Source organism: Amphritea sp. HPY, from assembly GCF_050870985.1.
Lineage (GTDB): Bacteria > Pseudomonadota > Gammaproteobacteria > Pseudomonadales > Balneatricaceae > Amphritea.
Map to the genome: position 1 here is coordinate 3,308,257 of NZ_CP194015.1, position 19,343 is coordinate 3,327,599.

Annotated in this window: 19 protein-coding genes; 6 read left to right on the plus strand and 13 right to left on the minus strand. The window is 50.2% G+C overall.

Annotated features, from left to right (window positions below; translation table 11 throughout):
• Nucleotides 1-56: 56 nt before the first annotated feature.
• Nucleotides 57-911 carry a formyltetrahydrofolate deformylase gene (gene purU / locus ACQUQM_RS14690; protein WP_432470642.1) on the minus strand — a complete coding sequence of 285 codons (855 nt, stop codon included), beginning with the start codon at nucleotides 909-911 and terminating at the stop codon, nucleotides 57-59.
• A 280-nt stretch (nucleotides 912-1,191) separates the two neighbouring features.
• Between purU and ACQUQM_RS14695 the strand changes: the two genes are divergently transcribed.
• From ACQUQM_RS14695 to hspQ, 5 genes are all read left to right on the plus strand, one after another.
• A complete protein-coding gene (locus ACQUQM_RS14695; RefSeq protein ID WP_432470643.1) occupies nucleotides 1,192-2,724 on the plus strand; it encodes a thymidine phosphorylase family protein in 1,533 nt (510 codons plus the stop codon).
• A complete protein-coding gene (locus ACQUQM_RS14700) occupies nucleotides 2,721-3,605 on the plus strand; it encodes a ribose-phosphate pyrophosphokinase (protein WP_432470644.1) in 885 nt (294 codons plus the stop codon). Before ACQUQM_RS14695 ends, ACQUQM_RS14700 begins: the two co-directional genes overlap by 4 nt.
• A complete protein-coding gene (locus ACQUQM_RS14705; RefSeq protein ID WP_432470645.1) occupies nucleotides 3,602-4,189 on the plus strand; it encodes an alpha-ketoglutarate-dependent dioxygenase AlkB family protein in 588 nt (195 codons plus the stop codon). Before ACQUQM_RS14700 ends, ACQUQM_RS14705 begins: the two co-directional genes overlap by 4 nt.
• A gap of 320 nt (nucleotides 4,190-4,509) precedes the next feature.
• Nucleotides 4,510-5,247: an oxygen-insensitive NADPH nitroreductase gene (gene nfsA / locus ACQUQM_RS14710; protein ID WP_432470646.1), complete on the plus strand. Its 738-nt coding sequence runs from the start codon at nucleotides 4,510-4,512 to the stop codon at nucleotides 5,245-5,247.
• Nucleotides 5,248-5,394: 147 nt separating this feature from the next.
• The gene (hspQ, locus tag ACQUQM_RS14715) at nucleotides 5,395-5,727 is read left to right on the plus strand and encodes a heat shock protein HspQ (RefSeq protein ID WP_432470647.1); all 333 of its coding nucleotides are present in this window, start codon (nucleotides 5,395-5,397) and stop codon (nucleotides 5,725-5,727) included.
• A gap of 203 nt (nucleotides 5,728-5,930) precedes the next feature.
• On the opposite strand, the gene ACQUQM_RS14720 is transcribed toward hspQ, so the two are convergent.
• Entirely contained in the window at nucleotides 5,931-6,374 is a 444-nt protein-coding gene (locus ACQUQM_RS14720) for a flavodoxin domain-containing protein (RefSeq protein ID WP_432470648.1), read from the minus strand.
• A gap of 156 nt (nucleotides 6,375-6,530) precedes the next feature.
• Here ACQUQM_RS14720 and ACQUQM_RS14725 point away from each other — a divergent pair, with 156 nt between their 5' ends.
• On the plus strand, nucleotides 6,531-6,860 hold the full coding sequence (locus ACQUQM_RS14725) for a hypothetical protein (protein WP_432470649.1): 330 nt from the start codon (nucleotides 6,531-6,533) through the stop codon (nucleotides 6,858-6,860).
• Between the two features lie 58 nt (nucleotides 6,861-6,918).
• On the opposite strand, the gene ACQUQM_RS14730 is transcribed toward ACQUQM_RS14725, so the two are convergent.
• The 11 genes from ACQUQM_RS14730 to ACQUQM_RS14780 all read right to left on the minus strand — a co-directional run bounded on the left by ACQUQM_RS14730 (nucleotide 6,919) and on the right by ACQUQM_RS14780 (nucleotide 19,089).
• Nucleotides 6,919-7,299, minus strand: a complete 381-nt coding sequence (locus tag ACQUQM_RS14730) for a c-type cytochrome (protein ID WP_432470650.1) — start codon at nucleotides 7,297-7,299, stop codon at nucleotides 6,919-6,921.
• 172 nt (nucleotides 7,300-7,471) lie between these two features.
• Nucleotides 7,472-8,977, minus strand: a complete 1,506-nt coding sequence (locus ACQUQM_RS14735) for a fumarate hydratase (protein ID WP_432470651.1) — start codon at nucleotides 8,975-8,977, stop codon at nucleotides 7,472-7,474.
• 193 nt (nucleotides 8,978-9,170) lie between these two features.
• Nucleotides 9,171-10,637, minus strand: a complete 1,467-nt coding sequence (locus ACQUQM_RS14740; protein ID WP_432470652.1) for a transporter substrate-binding domain-containing diguanylate cyclase — start codon at nucleotides 10,635-10,637, stop codon at nucleotides 9,171-9,173.
• Nucleotides 10,638-10,718: 81 nt separating this feature from the next.
• Nucleotides 10,719-11,546 (minus strand): prenyltransferase, encoded by an 828-nt coding sequence (locus ACQUQM_RS14745; RefSeq protein ID WP_432470653.1) that lies wholly within the window; start codon nucleotides 11,544-11,546, stop codon nucleotides 10,719-10,721.
• A gap of 69 nt (nucleotides 11,547-11,615) precedes the next feature.
• Nucleotides 11,616-12,980, minus strand: a complete 1,365-nt coding sequence (gene yegQ, locus ACQUQM_RS14750) for a tRNA 5-hydroxyuridine modification protein YegQ (RefSeq protein ID WP_432470654.1) — start codon at nucleotides 12,978-12,980, stop codon at nucleotides 11,616-11,618.
• Between the two features lie 41 nt (nucleotides 12,981-13,021).
• Nucleotides 13,022-13,582, minus strand: coding sequence for an RNA 2',3'-cyclic phosphodiesterase (thpR, locus tag ACQUQM_RS14755; protein ID WP_432470655.1), 561 nt, complete (start codon nucleotides 13,580-13,582; stop codon nucleotides 13,022-13,024).
• Between the two features lie 244 nt (nucleotides 13,583-13,826).
• Nucleotides 13,827-14,444, minus strand: coding sequence for a glutathione S-transferase family protein (locus tag ACQUQM_RS14760; RefSeq protein WP_432470656.1), 618 nt, complete (start codon nucleotides 14,442-14,444; stop codon nucleotides 13,827-13,829).
• Between the two features lie 44 nt (nucleotides 14,445-14,488).
• Nucleotides 14,489-15,427 (minus strand): hypothetical protein, encoded by a 939-nt coding sequence (locus ACQUQM_RS14765; protein WP_432470657.1) that lies wholly within the window; start codon nucleotides 15,425-15,427, stop codon nucleotides 14,489-14,491.
• A 204-nt stretch (nucleotides 15,428-15,631) separates the two neighbouring features.
• The gene (gene pepQ / locus ACQUQM_RS14770) at nucleotides 15,632-16,942 is read right to left on the minus strand and encodes a Xaa-Pro dipeptidase (protein WP_432470658.1); all 1,311 of its coding nucleotides are present in this window, start codon (nucleotides 16,940-16,942) and stop codon (nucleotides 15,632-15,634) included.
• Between the two features lie 13 nt (nucleotides 16,943-16,955).
• Nucleotides 16,956-17,921 (minus strand): LysR family transcriptional regulator, encoded by a 966-nt coding sequence (locus ACQUQM_RS14775; RefSeq protein ID WP_432470659.1) that lies wholly within the window; start codon nucleotides 17,919-17,921, stop codon nucleotides 16,956-16,958.
• Nucleotides 17,922-17,952: 31 nt separating this feature from the next.
• Entirely contained in the window at nucleotides 17,953-19,089 is a 1,137-nt protein-coding gene (locus ACQUQM_RS14780; RefSeq protein WP_432470660.1) for a M14 family metallopeptidase, read from the minus strand.
• Nucleotides 19,090-19,343: the final 254 nt, after the last annotated feature.

Genomic DNA, 19,343 nt, shown 5'->3' on the forward strand with positions numbered 1-19,343 from the left:
TAAACCACCAATTTGAGGCTTCTGTTTAAAACTTAGTAAAAGCTTAATTGAAAAATTTAGTTGAATACGACGGTCTTATTGCCGTGCACCAACACCCGATCTTCAAGGTGCCACCGCAGACCGCGGGATAATACAGTTTTCTCAACGTCTTTACCCAGACGAACCATCTCTTCAGGTTGATCACGGTGGCTGACACGCACTACATCCTGGTCGATGATCGGACCGGCATCCAGCTCTTGAGTGACATAGTGACAGGTAGCACCGATCAACTTAACCCCGCGCTCATGCGCCTGGTGATAAGGCTTAGCACCGGCAAACGAAGGCAGGAAGCTGTGGTGAATATTAATAATCCTGTGCGGGTACTGATCACAGACTTCGCTTGGCAGAATCTGCATGTAGCGCGCCAGGACGATAGAATCCGCCTGATGCTCGAGGATCAGCTCACTCACCCGATCAAAATGCGGCTGCTTATTATCTTTATCCACCGGCACATGGAAATAGGGAATACCGTGCCACTCGACCATGCTGCGCAGATCGTCATGGTTTGAGATAACACAGGGGATCTCGCAATCCAACTCATTCTCATGGTAGCGATACAGCAGATCTGCCAGACAATGCGCTTCCCGGCTCGCCATCAGAATGACCTTCTTAGGCACGCTGGAATCACTGATTGTCCAATCCATATTGAAGGACTGGGCGATCGGCGAAAACGCCTCTTCCAGCTGTTCACGGGAAAATGACAGGGACGCAGTCGCAATTTCCACCCGCATAAAAAACCAGCCGGTGGTTGGGTCTGAGTGCTGATTGGCATCGGCGATAGAGCCGCCATGGCTGGAAATAAAGTTACTTACCATTGCAACAATACCCAGGCGATCCGGGCAAGCCAGTACCAATCTAAATCTGCGATCCATGACGACCTTCTTATCTGTCTTAAGCTATTGAAAGATTGCGTATTCTAGCAGCTAACAGCAGAATCAGCATCCGCCGATGGCGCTCTGGCGCGACATCCCAAAATTGGTACTCACGTCATATACAGGATTCGGCATTGTTGCTATAAACAAAACAGGTGTTTGTACTCAATAGTCAGACTGAATAGCCGGAATGGATAGTTGTACTGGATAGCCAGATTAAATAATTGCACTACATAATCAGCCGCAACACAACGGCTGCCTTGCCAAGGAGCGTCTGCAGATGATTTTCATCCCCGAACGTAGCACCCCGTTACAGGCTCGCCGGCTAGGTATCGACTCCCGGCAGGAGACCATTATCTATCTCCGCGCAGACAGCCCGGTATGTCGTTCTGAGGGATTCTCAGCCCTGTCACGGGTGCTGGTCAACACGGAACAATCTCATATAATCGCCACCCTCAATATTATTACCGGCGAGATGTTACGCCGCGGCCAGATCGGCTTTTCCGAATCGGCCTGGCAGCGCCTGAACCTCAAAACCGATGATAATATCTGGTTATCACACCCCCGCCCGGTGCAGTCACTGTCCCACGTCCGGGCCAAAGTGTACGGTCATACCCTGGACAAACCGATGTTTCAGGAGATCATCAACGATATCGTCGACGGCCACTACGCCGACGTTCACCTCGCTGCGTTCATTACTGCCTGCGGTGACGACAAACTCGATAATAATGAGATCACAGCCCTGACCCAGGCGATGATCGATTCCGGCAGCCGGATCGACTGGGAACAACCAATGGTAATCGACAAGCACTGTGTCGGTGGTTTACCAGGTAACCGTACCACGCCGATAGTTGTCGCTATACTTGCCGCCAGCGGCCTGACTATGCCAAAAACCTCCTCCCGGGCGATCACCTCCCCTGCCGGTACCGCCGACACTATGGAGACCATGACCGAAGTCAGCCTGACCCTGGAACAGATGAAGCAGGTGGTTAAAGACCAGGGAGCTTGTCTTGCCTGGGGTGGTTCGGTGCGGCTAAGCCCCTCCGACGACATTCTGATCCAGGTTGAACGGGCACTGGACATCGACAGTGAAGGTCAGCTGATCGCTTCAGTGCTATCGAAAAAGATCGCCGCCGGCGCGACCCATGTACTGATCGATATACCGGTCGGTCCGACTGCAAAGGTACGCAGTAAAGAAGCCGCAGACAAGCTCGCCGATTCATTCCGGGTGGTTGCCGAAAAGCTCGGCCTGATCATTAAAATACTCTATACCGACGGCAGCCAGCCGGTGGGTAACGGAATCGGTCCGGCACTCGAAGCCAGAGACGTACTGGCAGTACTGCAAAATGATGATCGCGCACCACAAGACCTGAAGCAACGCGCCGTATCAATGGCTGGCGCTATGCTGGAAATGGCCTCGGTAGTTACCGACGGTAAGGGCCAGGAAAAAGCACTCACGGTACTCGAAAGCGGTCTTGCCTGGGAAAAATTCTGTGCCATCTGTGAAGCTCAGGGGGCTGTAAAACAGCCGACCGAAGCGCCATACCTGTTTAAGATGATCGCTGAATCAACCGGCACCGTGCGCCAGATAGATAACCGGCGCCTGGCACAAGTCGCCAAGCTGGCCGGAGCACCACTGGACCCCGCAGCAGGGCTCGAGATCCATATCAAGCTCGGACAGCAAGTGCAGCCCCATACCCCGTTACTGACTATCCATGCCGAAAGTTCAGGTGAATTGAATTACGCCGTTGAGTATCTGGAAAATCATCCCGAAATCATCTGCCTTACCGATCAGGAGGATACTTCGCAATGAACCCAGTACTGATTAACCTGGTATCTGATCCAAAGCTTGAAGCGCGACTGCAGGACAAGCTTCAGGCGGAACAAGGTAAAATAGAGCTACGCCGATTCCCCGATGAAGAAACCTACTTACGGGTACTAAGCGATTGCAGCGACCGCGATGTAGTTATTTTGTGTAACCTCTACCAACCCGACAACAAATTACTGCGCCTGATCCTGCTGGCGGATACTCTGCGGGAGATGGGTGCCAATAAAGTTGGCCTGGTGACCCCTTATCTGGCTTATATGCGCCAGGACAAACGTTTCCATGACGGCGAATGCGTCAGCTCCCGTCCCTTTGCCAAACTGATCTCTCAACACCTGGACTTTATGGTTACCGTTGATCCCCACCTGCATCGCTATAACAGTCTGGACGAAATCTACTCGATACCTTCCACCCTGGTACACGCAGCACCACTGATCGCAGACTGGATTCAACAGCATATTAAAAAACCACTATTAATAGGCCCTGACAGTGAGAGTGAACAGTGGGTATCTGAAGTTGCTAAACTGGCCGGAGCACCGTTTCAGGTACTGAGTAAAATCCGCCGCGGCGACTATGACGTTGAAGTCACCCTGCCAGAAATAGAGCGCTGGCGTGACCATACTCCGGTACTGGTCGACGACATTATATCCAGCGGCCGAACCATGCTCGAAACCATTGCACATCTGGACCAGGCCGGCATGCCAAAAACCACCTGTATCGCAGTACATGGGATATTTGCCGGCGACGCTTACGACCGCCTAAAGGCAGTATCTGACGTCGCAACAACCGGTTGTATCATTCACCCGAGCAATCAGATTGAGATCAGCGAAGCAGTTGCAAAAGCGATCCAAAAGCACCTGACGGAATGAAGCAACAGATTAAAATAAGCGACGGCGAGCTAATCCTGATACCTGACTTTCTGCCCGAACAAGAGAGCGACTCGCTTTATCAGCAATTACAACAGGAGATCCACTGGCGTCAGGATGACATATTCCTGTTTGGCCGCCAGGTTAAAATACCGCGCATGCAAGCGTTTCAGGGCGAGCCCGGTATTCAATACCGTTACTCCGGCCTGAGCATGAAAACAGAGCCATGGCATCCCCGGGTACTGGCAATTAAACAACGCCTGGAAAACCTCAGCGGAAGTCATTTCAACTCTGTACTACTCAACTACTATCGCAACGGCAGAGACAGTATGGGCTGGCACAGCGATGATGAACCGGAATTGGGAAGCAACCCCGTTATAGCCTCGCTGAGTCTGGGTGATACCCGACGTTTCCTGCTACGCCATCGGTATGATAAATCCATCCCCCAACAGGAGCTATTGCTCAACAACGGTTCTGTGCTGATAATGGCAGGCAAGCTACAGCATAACTGGCAACATAGCGTGCCGAAAACAGCCAAAGCGATGCAGGGTCGCATCAACCTGACATTCCGGCTAACCCGAAACTGATTAAGAGAACAAGCACTATAACTCTGTTGTCGTAATGGCAGCTAAACTACAGCACAACTGGCAACTTATCAGCCAGCAGCATACCGAAAACAGCCAAAGCGATGCAGGGTCGCATCAACCTGACATTCCGGCTAACCCGAAACTGATTAAGAGAACGAGCACTACAACTCTGTTACCGTAATGGCAGCTAAACTACAGCACAACTGGCAACACTATTTCCAATAACAGGCCAAAAGCGTGCCGAAAACAGCTAGGAAAATTCAGGGGCGCATCAACCTGACGTTCCGGCTAATCCGAAACTGATTAAGAGATAAAGCATAATGAACTCTGTTATCGAACTACTAAACAGCCACCGCTCTATTCGTAAATTCACAGATCAGGCTGTATCTCAGGACACCATCAACACAATCGTGCAGGCGGGCCAGGCAGCAGCCACCTCCAGTTTCATCCAGGCCTGCACCGTCATTCAGGTCAACAACCCGGACAACCGCACAAAACTGGCTGAATACGCAGGTGGTCAGGCCTACGTCGAAGAGGCACCGGTATTTCTGGTACTCTGCGCCGATATGAAACGCCACCAGCTGGCCTGCGATATGAATGGTGCCGAGATGAAATCCGGCTTTACCGAGCAGTTCATCACCGCCACAGTCGATGTCGGCCTGCTGGCGCAGAACCTCACCACTGCCGCTGAATCTCTGGGCCTGGGCGCTGTATATATCGGCGGCATCCGCAACCAGATCGCTAAAGTGGCCGACCTGCTTGAGCTGCCAGAGATGGTTTATCCGGTATTCGGGCTCTGCCTCGGTTACCCGGATCAAAACCCGGAAGTAAAACCCCGCCTGCCGGTAGAAGTCGTATTGAAACAAGATAGTTACGACGACAGCAGCGACGCCGCAGTCATCGCCGAATATGACAAAGCAGTCAGTGAGTACTACCAAACCCGCACCGGCGGTAATAAAGATATGACCTGGAGCGAACAGATTTCCGGCATGCTCGTTAAAGAAGCCCGGCCTCACATGCTCGATTTCCTGAAAGATCGGGGGTTTTTATTGAAATAAGTGCTTGCTGGCAGGGCTTAGTTCTTAAACGGCAAGTCGCTAGAACGCGGCTTCGCCGCTTGCTAGACAGCGTAACCCAACATAACTGCTACCCTTTATTCAGGCCATCAATAAAAAGGGCCTGACTCTTATTTCAGGGGCCACTCAATGAAAACAGCGATATCCAGAGTTAGTTCAGCTAAATACTCTATCGGTGAATTAGTCCATCACAGGCTGTTTGATTATCGGGGCGTAATCTTCGACATAGATCCCTGCTTTCAATTAACGGACGAATGGTACGAAACAGTTGCCCGTAGCAGACCTCCAAAGGATGAGCCCTGGTATCACGTACTGGTACATCAGGCGACACACACTACCTATGTTGCAGAACAAAACCTGGAAGCAGACCCGAGTGGTGGCAGAATTAATCATCCTATGACCAATGATTTTTTTACTCATTTAAAAAATGGCCGATATCTTAATGCTCGGAAAGCGAACTGATTACCTGACAAGCTACTCATAGATACCTGTGAGAACCACCTATTAAAGCGCTCTAACCAGGAATAAGAAATAAAAAAGGAGACCATCGGTCTCCTTTTTAATTTTTGCCTTTTCTAGCCACTAGCAACTGAGCTTGCTCAGCGTTCTAGCAAGCGGCAAAGCCGCGATCTAGCTACTCTGGATAGATGTATGGGCAGCCAGGCTTACAGCTTGGTTGACCATACATCTATCCAGGAAGCCGCTTCTTCGTCGGCGTCCGGGGTTTCGCAGCTGTCGATATACAGAGTCTGGCCCAATGGTTTAGCCTGCAGATCATGCATCAGCTCATTCATCTGTTTACCACCTTCAGCATAGGTCTCATAAGAGCTGTCACCCAGCGCTATCAATCCAAAACGAACGTGAGACAGTACCGGAGAACGGTCTTTTAGCTGCTCATAGATTGGCAGCAGGTTAGCCGGCACTTCACCCTGACCAACCGTTGAGGTGCAGATCAACAGCACATCGGTATCTTCTACAACCTGCTCATAGGTCGCTTCAGACAATACTGCCGCCTCATGTCCTAACCCTTGTAGCTGATCGGTACAGTCCTCAGCTATCTGGCTGGCATTACCATAGGTAGAGCCGACCAGTACTTTAATATTCGCCATTTTTCATAACACCCTAAACTTTTTGGCCAACTATCATAATGAAAACCGGGCCTATATGGAAATCAGCTGGATTCACCAGTCTGTGGATATGCCGTTTTACCTGACTGAATTCCTCAACTATCTTTTGTTATACAGATAGAAATGGGAGACGAAACTATGCCAAACAATCATATTTCGCATCTGCTGCAGGAGCTGGAACACCAGGCAACGGTCCGCGGTAAGCAAATGGAATGCAACTTCACCCTGAACCAGGAAGACTTGATCAAAGTCGAAGCTCTGGCCGAACTTTACAGCCTGCCTAAGGAGGAGTTAGTCGCGACTCTGCTGCACACGGTATTACTGGAGATTGAACAGAAAATGCCCTACAAGGCCGGCACTAAGGTGATCAGGATTGAAGAGGGTGATCCTATCTATGAGGATATTGGCCCTATGCCCCGCTATCTGGCTATTCAGAACCGGCTGCAGGCTGGCACTAAATGCGCCTGAAAACTAAAAATTAAGAGAGCGCCTTAAGTAAAGGCGCCCTCGAAAAGCATAATAGCTTTTACAGTGTTTTCAAATAGGCGATCAGATAATCCTGTTCCGCCAGATCGGTAATAGCAACATGACGCATCCGGGTTCCAGGTACCAACTTGGTATTATCCTCAACCCACATCCGCAGGTTAGCTTCTGTCCAGGTAATCCCTGACTTGGACAGCCCCTCAGAGTAGGCGAAGCGCGGCAGTGATGCCGCTTGACGACCAACTACACCGGACAGGCTGGGGCCAAAGGCATTCTTACTTATATCCTGGGAATGGCAAGCCTCACAGCGCTTAAACACTTCAGCTCCGGCTGCCGCCATCGCCGCTGTATCAGCCTGAACATTGACACTAAACGCCGATAATAAGGCGCCCGCAGAAACCAGATTTAATATTAATTTTTTCATTTTAGTTACTCTCATCAAATACAGAAATAACCAAAAAAGTATACTTTTATGCCACTTCCAGGGATTTAGTACTTGAGTACCCTTCCCCCCCTACCTGAGCACTATTTATTCGTGCCACAAAAAAGTGACAAAAAAACGCGGCACAGGGTCGCGTTTTTAAATCGGTGAAAGCTTACACCTGTTCGGCGATAATCTTCTTCCACTTGGCAGGACCGGTGTTATGCACCGACTCACCTTTTGTATCTACCGCAACAGTAACCGGCATATCTTTAACATCAAACTCGTAGATCGCTTCCATACCCATCTCCGGGAAGGCCAGCACTTCTGCGTTAGTGATCGCCTTAGAAACCAGATAAGCAGCACCACCTACAGCCATAAGATATACCGCCTTATTATCCCGGATAGCATCGATAGCAACCGGGCCACGCTCAGACTTACCGATCATGCCCAGCAAGCCTGTGCTCTCGATAACCTGACGGGTAAACTTATCCATCCGGGTTGCAGTGGTCGGACCAGCCGGCCCGACGACTTCATCGTCAACCGGATCAACCGGTCCAACGTAGTAGATAAAGCGGCCTTTCAGATCAACCGGCAGCTCTTCGCCATTGTTGAGCATCTCAACCATTCGCTTATGCGCGGCATCACGACCGGTCAGCATCTTACCGTTCAGCAATACTGTTTCACCCGGCTGCCAGCTCTGCACGTCTTCCGGCGTCACTGTATTCAGATCAACACGACGCGTGCTTTCACCGACTTCGAAGGTCACTTCCGGCCACTCTTCCAGGCTCGGTGGCGTCAGTACTGCAGGGCCGTTACCATTCAATTTAAAATGGGTATGACGGGTCGCGGCACAATTTGGAATCATGCACACCGGCAGGGATGCCGCATGGGTTGGATAGTCTTTGATCTTCACGTCCAGCACAGTGGTCAGGCCACCCAGGCCCTGAGCGCCTATGCCTAATGCATTTACCGCATCCATGATTTCCAGACGCAGCTCTTCAACCCGGTTTTGCGGGCCACGATCACGCAGTTCGTGGATATCGATCGGATCCATCAGGGATTCTTTCGCCAGTACTGCTGCTTTCTCTGCAGTACCACCGATACCAAGACCCAGCATACCCGGTGGACACCAGCCTGCTCCCATAGTCGGTACGGTTTTAACAACCCAGTCAACGATGCTGTCAGATGGATTCAGCATCACCATCTTGGATTTGTTTTCAGAGCCGCCACCTTTGGCTGCAACATGCACTTCCACTTCATCGCCATCGACGATTTCGTAGTGGATTACCGCCGGGGTATTATCTTTAGTGTTCTTACGGGCACCGGCAGGATCATCAAGAATCGACGCACGCAACACGTTATCCGGGTGTGTATAAGCGCGACGAACACCTTCGTTAACCATGTCGGTCACGTTCATCTTGGCATCCCAGACAACATTCATACCTACTTTCAGGAATACGGTAACGATGCCGGTATCCTGACAGATCGGACGATGACCTTCAGCACACATACGGGAGTTAATCAGAATCTGAGCCATGGCGTCTTTAGCTGCCTGGTTCTGCTCTTTCTGATAGGCTTCGTGGACTCCCTGAATGAAGTCGATCGGATGGTAGTAGGAGATAAACTGCAGCGAATCGGCGATGCTGCTGATGAAATCGTCTTGGCGAATTACGCTCATTCTTGACTCCGAAAATCAGGCTCTGTGTGGTGGCAGACAAGGCTCCAAAGCACCCTGCCCTTTATAATAGTGGCGAAATTATACACTAGTTTCAGGTAAGAAAATGGTCGGCCTTAGTCTTAAGGAAAGAGTCTTAAGGAAACAGTCTTAAAAGAACAACGACAAACAGCATAACGATTCACCATCACAGTCATCAAACCAGTAGCTCCGGGCTGCGCCAGTTAAAACACTCGACCCGGTTGCGACCTTTTCGTTTAGCGGCATACATCGCCCGATCACAACAGCTTAGCAATTCCTCAAGGTTAGTATGGTTATCGGCAAACACCACACCAACACTGATACTGGTTTGCAACCTTTCCCCATCAGGCAGCTCTATCTGGCAAGCGGCAACCAGATCACACAAACGCTGTGCCACAGCAATTGCTGTTTCCTCATCGGCTTGCAACAGTGCGATAGCAAACTCCTCCCCTCCGATCCGGCCAAACAGGTCATGTTCTCGCAACTCATTAGTACAGGTATCCACTATCGACTGCAGCACCAGATCCCCTGATACATGCCCGTATCGATCATTAACCTCTTTAAAGCGATCAACATCAAACATCAGCAGTGAGATAACCTCACCATAACGCTCGCTTCTTTTTAATTCCCCTCTCAGCGTGCTAAACAACTGTCGGCGATTCATAATTCCAGTCAGCTCATCGGTGGTCGCAAGTCGACGTAAATTACGCTCCAGTGACTTGCGCTCTTCCAGCTCTGCGTTAAGGGCCCAGGTCTGCAGCAGAACCTTTCGACTCAGGGTGCGATTCCAGACAAATACCAGCACCATCAAAGCCAAGCCTGCCAACAGACCAAGCTGAAATAGCTGTTCAGTACTGATAATCGGCTCTGATGATTCAAGATTGATCCAACGACGATAGATTTCACGCTTTTCATCTTCGCTGATCAGGTCCAGACCTTTCTGAATAATACCCAGCAACGGCGCATACTCCTCACGCACCGCAAACCTCAGCTGCCACTCATAGCCGGATTCACCCGCAACCCGCAGATTACTCAGACCGTCGCGTTCGATATAAAACAGTGCTGCAGCATTGGTGGCGACAATAGCATCAGCCAGTGAGTAGGAGACCATCCGCAGACCTGTTTCAAGATCAGGCACTTCAATATAATCAAAGCCAGGATAGGTCTCTTTAACATATTCGGCAGAGGCATAATTCTTAATCAACACAACTCGCTTACCCTGCAGGTCACGCATATTGAGTGGTCCATGCTGCTCCTTACGCACCACAAGCACTGCCGGAAGCCGGATATATGGCTGGGTAAAATCCATGTAGCGGTCACGCTCTTCAGTGTAAGCAGCCGCCCCCCAAACGTCCACATAGCCTGACTTAGCCCCCTCAACAACATGCTGCCAACTGGGTAATTGTTTCACGGTAAGCTTGATATCGAGCCGCTGCGACATCAATTCAACAAAGTCTGCGGTGATGCCCCGATAAGTACCCGACTCGTCAAAATATTCGACCGGGGGGTAATAGGGTGCCGGTGCAAAATGAATAACCGGATGCTGCTGTAACCAGAGCTGCTCTTCTTCACTCAGCCCCGTAGCGAATAGCACGGGAGACATAAATAGCAGCATCAGGACAACACCGATTAATCTGAACATCGTTACACCCTACAACTCAGAAGTTTCCAGTTTTGATCACTCCAAGCTAGGCAATTGTCCAGAGGAGATCAACCGCTAAGGTCACAAACTGAGTGTATAAAGTATTCCGAAAAACAGATAAAAACGGCCGGTTAAAGGGGGGAGTCGATTTCGTTGCTGCAGGCCTGCCTCGAGCGCACGGAACATCAGCCACAATACCGGCAGGGCCATCAGCCACCATAAAGTAGTAATATGATTCGTTAGCCACAGCAGCCCGGCAATCACAAAAACACCCACTGCCGCTAACCGATAGAGGATCACTGCCCGCTGCAAACCAATTCTGACCGTCAGCGTTGCGATTCCCTGATGCAGGTCTGACTCATAATCCCTGATCTCGTTCGCCAGCAGCAACAGGGAGCTTATCAGACTGACCGGTACCGCCTGCCAGAATACCTGCCAGATAATCGTTCCGGTCATGACATAATAAGTGCCGCACACCATCAACACCCCCATCAACCAGAACACCAGCACCACGGCCAGCCCGCGGCGCTTGAAGTTGATCGGCTCCAGGGTGTAACCCAAAGCTCCACCAAGCCCAATCAGCAGTAAAATCAGTAAAGGGGTCCCCAATAGTGTTACCAGATAAATACCCAGTACAGCCGCCAGCAGGAAACAGGTCAGGCCCAGACTAAAGTTACGCCGTATTTTTTGCTGTGCCAGCGGGTTTTCTACCCATCGCAGATCTGAATAGTCATTGATCAGATTGACACCGGCCTGCAGCACTACTGCCGCCAGCAGCACAATTGCCGCCAGCCACCCGTTTAAAGGTGTCAATCCGGTCGAGCTGACAATACCCACAAGGCAGGTGATTAACGCAACCGAAAACGAAAATGGTCGCAGGGCAGCTATGAATGAGTACTTTTGTTGCATCAGCAAGACCCCATCTGGCGCACATAAAAAAAGGTATCAAACGATACCTTTTTTCTTCAACTGAATCAGTTACTTCTGGCTTTCGTAGGCCGGCGCGTTAGGCAAATCGCGCATCAGCAGCGCATATTCCAGATCCGCATCGGTTTCCAGCTGCAAGCGCACCTTATGTCCGGAACCCGGCGCACAGTCCCTGGATTCACCCTGCAGGCTTTCCAACTGTTCCAGCTTGAACTTCTGATTGCCGGACGGTGTCATCAGCTCCAGAGTATCACCCACCATAAAGCGGTTTTTCACTTCAATATCGAGGGTACCTTTCTGAGTATCACGGCCAATCACTTCGCCGACAAACTGCTGGTGTACACCAACTGAATTACCGGTTTCATAGTTCTGATACTCGTCATGTACATGGCGACGATAGAAACCTTCGGTATAACCCCGGTTGGCCAGATTCTCCAGATTATCCATCAACCCCATATCAAATGGTCGCCCGGCGACCGCATCATCGATCGCCTTACGGTATGCCTGAGCAGTACGCGCCGCATAATAATGTGACTTTGTACGGCCTTCGATCTTGAGCGAGTGGATACCCATCTCAGTCAGGCGCTGCACATGCTGGATCGCCCGCAGGTCTTTAGAGTTCATGATATAGGTACCATGCTCATCTTCAAACGCCGGCATATATTCGCCGGGGCGGGTCTCTTCCTGTAACAGGTACATTTTATCAGTCGGTTTGCCTGCACCAAGGGCTGGTTCGGCCACCGCTTCATTCGGGTCAAAGTTCTGCACCGGGATCAGATCACCACTGTCATCCTGCTTCGCTTCATGAGCATCATACTTCCAGCGACAGGAATTGGTGCAGGTTCCCTGGTTAGGGTCCCGTTTATTAATGTAGCCAGACAGCAGACAACGACCGGAATAAGCGATACAAAGCGAGCCGTGTACAAATACCTCCAGCTCCATCTCCGGACATTTTTCACGGATCTCGGCAATCTCATCCAGAGACAGTTCGCGGGACATGATAATCCGCTCGATACCTGCCTGATGCCAGAACTTTACGCTGGCCCAGTTCATGGTATTGCTCTGCACCGACAGATGAATTGGCACATCCGGGAAATTCTCTTTAACCAGCAGAATCAGACCCGGATCAGACATAATCAGTGCATCCGGTCCCATTTCGATCACTGGACGCAGGTCATCAATGTAGGTCTTCAGCTTACTGTTGTGGGGCATGATATTACTAGCCACATACAGTTTTTTACCCTGGGCATGGGCTATATTTATCCCCTCATGCAGGTTATCCAGGTTGAAGTCATTATTACGTACCCGCAGACTATAACGGGGCTGGCCCGCATAGACTGCATCGGCACCGTAAGCGAAGGCGTATTTCATATTTCGCAGCGTTCCCGCCGGCGATAGGAGTTCTGGTTTAAACATTATTCACTACATTGAAAATTTAATCGGATTGAGCTTGTGGCTCAGGCCATGTCTTGCAGAGGAATCTCGAACAACGGGGTATATATAGAGCCCCGTTCACCCGGCTTACTCTGATACAGAATGACAGAGTCCGCCAAACTATAAAGATCCAGCTCAGGCCAGCTTTCAGGTGGCTCAAAGCTATTTTTTGCCGGCAAGCGCCCCAGAGTTATATGTGGCCTGAAGTCTTCCTCTTTGAACTTAATACCGGCTTCCAGCGCGATTTCCATCATCACCCGGTTCAGCGAAGTAAGCTCCGGATGTTCAGGGCTTAACGCTGCAATCAGCGCCAACGCCTGACTCACCGGGTAATACTCAGAAGTATTGATATGCACCTGAAACGAGCTGACTTCAGCCAATTTTCTGGTGGCTATCGCTTCTAACTGATCAACTTGTTCCAGCGAGATATCACCCAGAAAACAAAGTGTCATATGGTATGACTCGGAATCAACCCAGTTGACCTCAACATGCTTATCAAACTGGCACAGGTTATCTGCGTGATCCGCCAACCATCGAGCAACTGCATCCGGCAATTGCAGCGCAAAAAAAGCACGAATTTCCATTAGTGCGTTTACTACCTCACAAAAAATGACCCACTATTCTGCCTGTCATCATTGTCCAGCGCAAACAGAAACTGTTCAATATTTAGACAAACTTAAACAACAGACCGTTCAGGTCATTTTTTTCGCAATTTGCACGCCAGAAACAGTGTGCATTTAGATTCAGACAAACTTAAAAAACATACCGTTCAGGTCACTTTTTTACGATGAGCAGGCCAGAAACAGTGTGCATACGAATTAGGCAAATTTAGCCTGCTGAGCGTTCACGCACACGTTTTTGCGATGGTAACGCCAGAATCTTACGTACCCAGGCCGCTACTGCCGGATAACGGCTGTAATCAAATCCGGCTAACTTAGGCCACGCCAGTACTGCAGCGCCGTGCAGGTCGGCCACCGTCAGATGGTCTGATACCAGGAACTCCCGTCCGATCAGGTGTGCCTCGAGTACTGGCAGAAAACGATCAAGGACGTCTACCAAAACCGCTTGTTTTTGCTCATCAACCTGACCATCACGGGCGAATTTAACGCTCAGCAACATATCCAGTGCGGCAACTTCCAACTGGTTACTGATAAACAGTGACCAGCGATAAAGCTCAGCCTCCTGGGCAAAACCTTCCACCCAGAGCTTTTGCGCACCATATTTGCGCGCCAGGTAAAACAGTATGGCCTGGCTTTCCCACAGCACCAGCTCGCCATCCACCAGCGTCGGTAATTTGCCGGTCGGATTCAATGCCCGGTATTCATCTGACTGAGTGCCTTCACTGCGTGGCAGCATCTCAATATTCTCATACTCCAGACCAAGCTCTTCCAATGCGCACATCACCATACTGGCGCGAGAAAACACACTGCCGTAGACCTTAATCATGTTGCTGTCCCTTTACTTATTACTGAATCCCAGACCATTAGCGATCAGAGTTTTTCTACCTGCAGTTGCAGGTTATTCAGTTTCTGCCTGATCTGCAGCAACTCTTTATTCAGCAAAATACGCGATCCGTCGATAGCTCTTACTGCCTGCTCGTTCACTTTCACCCGGCGTTCCAGACCCGCACTGGAATTCTGATTAGTCTGCAGGGCTACGATCTGCTCGGCAAAACCTGAGAGTATTTTCTTCTGATCAGCCTGCTGCAGCTCAACCGACTCTGCCATCACCTGAAATTCCGAACTGACCGCTGCCGCTGTTTTTTTCACTGCCGCCAGCTGCTGTTCAGTTTTATTATCCGCCTGCTGCAAGGCCTTCAGAGATGCTGAAAACTTGTTAACTTCAGCGCTCAGGCCTTTAACTTTTTTCTCCTGAGCAACTGCGCCTTTCTGCTGCCTCGCGACTTCTGAGCGAGCCACTTTAAGCTGTTTTTCCAGCTCAGCTATCTTCGGCGTATTGCGCTGATGAGCCACCGCCCACAGTTTGGCAATTTCTGAATCCAGCTGCTTATATTTTCCCTGCGCCTCGACACCCTGTTTTTTCATGGTATCCAGCAGTGATTCTCCGGACTCGGCCGCACTACTTTCAGCAACCTGCAGCAACTGCTGTAGCTCCAGCACCTGAGTCTGCATAGACTCTTGAGATGTTTGGTAGGCCTGCAACTGCTGGTGTTGCATATAGCCCCAATAAGTCAATCCGGCAACGGCTGCAGCCAGTAACAAAACAATAATGAAGCTCAAGCCACCACCGGACGAGCTTTTCGGTGCAGGGGCTCCACCGCTTTTGCCGCCGTTACCACCGCTACCCGATGGTGCAGTTGGTTTGGGAGCCGTTTCAGGCGCTTTCGGGGCTGCTTTTTTGCCTATAGCAGTATCCCGTTCCGCCGGACCAAAACTTGGCACATCCAGATCTTTATCCTGATCACGCATTAATAACCGCCTCTCATGCTTACTGACGCTATCCATTTAATCTTATCGGCGCAGTTTACACCATTCGAGGCTCTGACAGCGCCCATTAGAATAAGTTTTTTAGTAAGCTGACAATAAGCTTTGAAAACAAAAAAGCCCTGTGCATAACACAGGGCTTTTTCATATAACCAATACAACGGTCAACCTTATCCGCCAGTAAGGCTATCAGAGATCACTTCTGCTATTGCTCAGCAGTGCATCCCGGGTAAAGTTTTCAATGCCCGTATCCGTTACCAGAATATTATCTTCTATTCTGATACCTCCATAAGGAGCCAGCTCATCCACCAGAGTCCAGTTAACTAGCTTACCCACAGCGCTATTACGTAGTGGTGTCAGCAGGCTGTCGATAAAATAGAGCCCTGGCTCAATTGTGATTACGTATCCCGCTTGTAACTTGCCTGTCAGACGCAGGAATGGGTGTTCTGCCGGAGGTCTTGATTCAGTGCCCTGAGTGTCATGCTGCCAGCTACCAACATCGTGTACCTGTAGACCCAATAGATGACCCAGACCATGGGGAAAAAAGGCCCGCGTTATACCACTATCGATCTGCTGTTGCGGCTCCGCCCGTACCAGCCCGGAACGTTGTAACAGTTCAGCGAGCAGGTAGTGCATTCGGCAATGCAGGCTGACAAAATCGCCCCCGGCACAGACTTCACTATTCAGTTGCTGCTGCGCCAGGTTCAGCCCGATCACCAGCTCAGCAAAGACACTGCCTGGCGGAGTAAAGGTACGAGTAATGTCCGCTGCATAACCAAGAAAACAAGCTCCGGCATCGATCAGCAAACTACGATGCTGATCCGGTACCTGACGCTGCTGAAACTGATAATGTAAAACAGCGGCATGCTCGTTCAGGCCGACAATATTATCATATGGCATATCCCGTTCATTATGCTCAATAGCATTGAGATAGGCCTGATGGATCTGATACTCACTGGCACCGGCAAGAAACTGCTGCTCAGCTACCAGATGCCCTTTAACAGCTATCTTGTTTGCTTCGCGCAAACAGTGGCTTTCCCAGTCCGACTTCATTCTGCGATTCGAATGCAGATCGTGCAGCAGCAGTTCAGGGTTGTGCTGCCAGCTATCCTTAGCGAAATCAGGCATCGCCTCGGCAATTACCGCCAGACTTTGTTGGTTTAGGGCCGGACGATCAGTCACTGCGATAATATCAAAGGCATCACACCACCACTGGTCAGGAAGCTCCGGCACTATATGCCAGAAATCACTCGGCATATGATAGTAAAGCTGCGGCTTACAACCGGGTTTTACCAATAGCCAGCAATGCGGATGCTGCGCCAGAAAAGGCACCCAGTGCAGAAAGTGTGGGCTGGCTTTATATGGATAGTTGTTATCATCCAGAAAGCGCCTATGGAGTTGACCGGAAGCGACCAGTATGCCGTCATAGCGGTGCTTTTCAAGTTGCTCTTCGGCCACAGCCTGAAGCCGTGCGATATGTTGAAAAAACAGATGCTGCATTACTTATTTCTCTCTATGCGCTACGCTCAGGTTCTAGCAAATGCTGGGGGACACCCTGAGAATTGATCTGATACTTTAACTGCTGCCAGAAGTGGTTCAGGTTGCTGTTTGGGTTATTTTTCAGGCGGTACAGCCGGATCTGTATCGGGATATTCCACTCTTTGCCGCCGGCCAGCCCCATACGGTTATATCTGAAGTTATTTTGCAATAACCGTGAAGGGATCCAGCCGAACCCAAAGCCCTCTTTGATCATCGCCTTGGCGCTAACGGAATGAACATTCTCATTCATCGTTACCAGATGGGGCGGATTCGGGTGTTGCTGTAAGAATTGCTTAATGACCGGCTGCATAAAAGAGCTGGCATGGTAACCAATATAAGATAGTGGCTGTGGCTTAGTGCCCGGCAGGCTGAACAACGGCTGACCGTCATCACCCAGTGCCGTGACAGGTACTAACTGCTCTTCGCAAAGCTCAATATGTTCAAACCGGTCATCGCTAAGTTCGGCTATAAACTCAATCGAAGGGTGCCAGTAACAGAGAACCAGGTCACACTCGCCGCTGGAAATCGCATTGACGAAGTCGGCACCCATCCAGGCAGTTGATTTAAGATTATGATCCACCTCAATCCCTTCCTGTTCGGCGAAAGGTTGCAACCATGACTTCCAGAATCCGAGATACAAAGTCTGGGTTGCGGCAAACGTCAGGCGCCCTTTCTCCTGCTCCAGAATATCGATACAGCGGCTTTTGGTTTCATGGTGGATACGCGAGATCTGTTCTGCCGCAGCCAGAAAAACATCGCCAGCAGGGGTCAATGACAGTGGCAGACTGTTACGGTCTATCAGCGTCACCTTCATCTCATCTTCAAGCAGCTTGATACGCCGACTGAGGGTTGGCTGGGTAGAGTTTCGTTCATCCGCGGCACGGGAAAAATTCCGCGTTTTTGCCAATGCGATGAAGTCATCTAACCATCGGATTTCCATACAATTCCTTTATATTCGTTCCGGACTTATTTTAACTATCATCGCAACGATCAAGCCAGGCCGCAAACGGATACAGTACCGATTCGCCCAAGCGTATAGAGCGGGCAGGAGACCAGCCGAATTCAGGATCAGGCTGAAGGTCAAAATCCTTAAAAGGCATCTCAAGGGTCATCGATGGACAGTTAAAACGATGGCCAATCCAGTTAGCTGCGATGGTCATCGTTTCACTGCCGAACTTACCCGGTTCATAACCGCGTTCCATCTGAAAATCGGGGTTAACCGCCATCAGATCCAGCTCGAACTGTTGTTCCTGAGCAAGAAGCTGGTCGGATACTCCCGGCACGCCTATCTGACCGGCAATAAAATTACAGGGCAGCGCTTCATCACCGTGGACATCAAGCAACAGATCCACCCCGGTCTGCTCCATCATGTTACGTACGAAGAGCACCTCAGGGCTACGCTCTGCTGTCGGCATGGCCCATTCGCGATTAAGGTTAGCACCAACAGCATTGGTCCGTAGGTGACCGCGCACCGATCCGTCGGGGTTCATATTAGGCACCACATAAAACTCAACCTGCTGGCGCAACTTGCTGGCCAGTGCATCATCCTCATCAAGTAAACGCTCCAGAAAGCCTTCAACAAACCACTCAGCCATCGACTCACCAGGATGCTGGCGGGCGGTCACCCAGAATGTTTTCTTCGGCTGTTCCGTGGCGCTGATTCTGAGCACCTCGATATCTCTGCCATCCAAAGTCTGGCCAAGATGCTGACTCTGGCAGTACGGCGACTGTTCAGCAAACGCTAGCAGGTCCAGATGCCGTTCAAAACTGTAGGGGGCGAAGTAAGCGTAATAAATGCTGTTTGATTCCGGCTCATGTTCGATAATTAATTCGCCATTTTCATAGCGGGTTGGTACCCGGAACCAATCCTGGCGATCATATGAAGCCACCGCCTGATAGTTTTCCCAGCCATCCACATAGGCAGCTTCAGCGGCGTTCAGCAAACGCATACGCAGTAACTGACCTGCACCGCCCTGCAGCCGATAGTAAAACCATTGAAAAAAGTCGGAACCGTTATCTTTACGGATATTCAGCTGTATATCAGCGCTATCCTGCAACGAAACCACTTCAATATTGCCGGCATCAAAGCCGGTACTTACCGTTAGCATCAACAGTACTCACTCAAATTATGATCATTTAACTATAAGGCACTCGCCAGAGTGACTATGTATAAACACCAGGACTTAACATCCCAAACCAGTAAATTGTAACTGGTTCACAGGAACAACGTTGCCGTCCTCAATAACTCATCAAATCCAGTTATCTCATGCCGTCAACATGAACAACTCTCACACATAATAATTATGATCATTTAACTATAAGACATTAGCCAGGGAGTTTTATAACTTGTTCCCCGACTAAT

Excerpts from the sequence above, each read along its gene's own strand:
- purU (WP_432470642.1), bottom strand. The coding sequence starts at position 911 with ATGGATCGCAGATTTAGATTGGTACTGGCTTGCCCGGATCGCCTGGGT.
- ACQUQM_RS14695 (WP_432470643.1), top strand. The coding sequence starts at position 1,192 with ATGATTTTCATCCCCGAACGTAGCACCCCGTTACAGGCTCGCCGGCTA.
- ACQUQM_RS14700 (WP_432470644.1), top strand. The coding sequence starts at position 2,721 with ATGAACCCAGTACTGATTAACCTGGTATCTGATCCAAAGCTTGAAGCG.
- ACQUQM_RS14705 (WP_432470645.1), top strand. The coding sequence starts at position 3,602 with ATGAAGCAACAGATTAAAATAAGCGACGGCGAGCTAATCCTGATACCT.
- nfsA (WP_432470646.1), top strand. The coding sequence starts at position 4,510 with ATGAACTCTGTTATCGAACTACTAAACAGCCACCGCTCTATTCGTAAA.
- hspQ (WP_432470647.1), top strand. The coding sequence starts at position 5,395 with ATGAAAACAGCGATATCCAGAGTTAGTTCAGCTAAATACTCTATCGGT.
- ACQUQM_RS14720 (WP_432470648.1), bottom strand. The coding sequence starts at position 6,374 with ATGGCGAATATTAAAGTACTGGTCGGCTCTACCTATGGTAATGCCAGC.
- ACQUQM_RS14725 (WP_432470649.1), top strand. The coding sequence starts at position 6,531 with ATGCCAAACAATCATATTTCGCATCTGCTGCAGGAGCTGGAACACCAG.
- ACQUQM_RS14730 (WP_432470650.1), bottom strand. The coding sequence starts at position 7,299 with ATGAAAAAATTAATATTAAATCTGGTTTCTGCGGGCGCCTTATTATCG.
- ACQUQM_RS14735 (WP_432470651.1), bottom strand. The coding sequence starts at position 8,977 with ATGAGCGTAATTCGCCAAGACGATTTCATCAGCAGCATCGCCGATTCG.
- ACQUQM_RS14740 (WP_432470652.1), bottom strand. The coding sequence starts at position 10,637 with ATGTTCAGATTAATCGGTGTTGTCCTGATGCTGCTATTTATGTCTCCC.
- ACQUQM_RS14745 (WP_432470653.1), bottom strand. The coding sequence starts at position 11,546 with ATGCAACAAAAGTACTCATTCATAGCTGCCCTGCGACCATTTTCGTTT.
- yegQ (WP_432470654.1), bottom strand. The coding sequence starts at position 12,980 with ATGTTTAAACCAGAACTCCTATCGCCGGCGGGAACGCTGCGAAATATG.
- thpR (WP_432470655.1), bottom strand. The coding sequence starts at position 13,582 with ATGGAAATTCGTGCTTTTTTTGCGCTGCAATTGCCGGATGCAGTTGCT.
- ACQUQM_RS14760 (WP_432470656.1), bottom strand. The coding sequence starts at position 14,444 with ATGATTAAGGTCTACGGCAGTGTGTTTTCTCGCGCCAGTATGGTGATG.
- ACQUQM_RS14765 (WP_432470657.1), bottom strand. The coding sequence starts at position 15,427 with ATGCGTGATCAGGATAAAGATCTGGATGTGCCAAGTTTTGGTCCGGCG.
- pepQ (WP_432470658.1), bottom strand. The coding sequence starts at position 16,942 with ATGCAGCATCTGTTTTTTCAACATATCGCACGGCTTCAGGCTGTGGCC.
- ACQUQM_RS14775 (WP_432470659.1), bottom strand. The coding sequence starts at position 17,921 with ATGGAAATCCGATGGTTAGATGACTTCATCGCATTGGCAAAAACGCGG.
- ACQUQM_RS14780 (WP_432470660.1), bottom strand. The coding sequence starts at position 19,089 with ATGCTAACGGTAAGTACCGGCTTTGATGCCGGCAATATTGAAGTGGTT.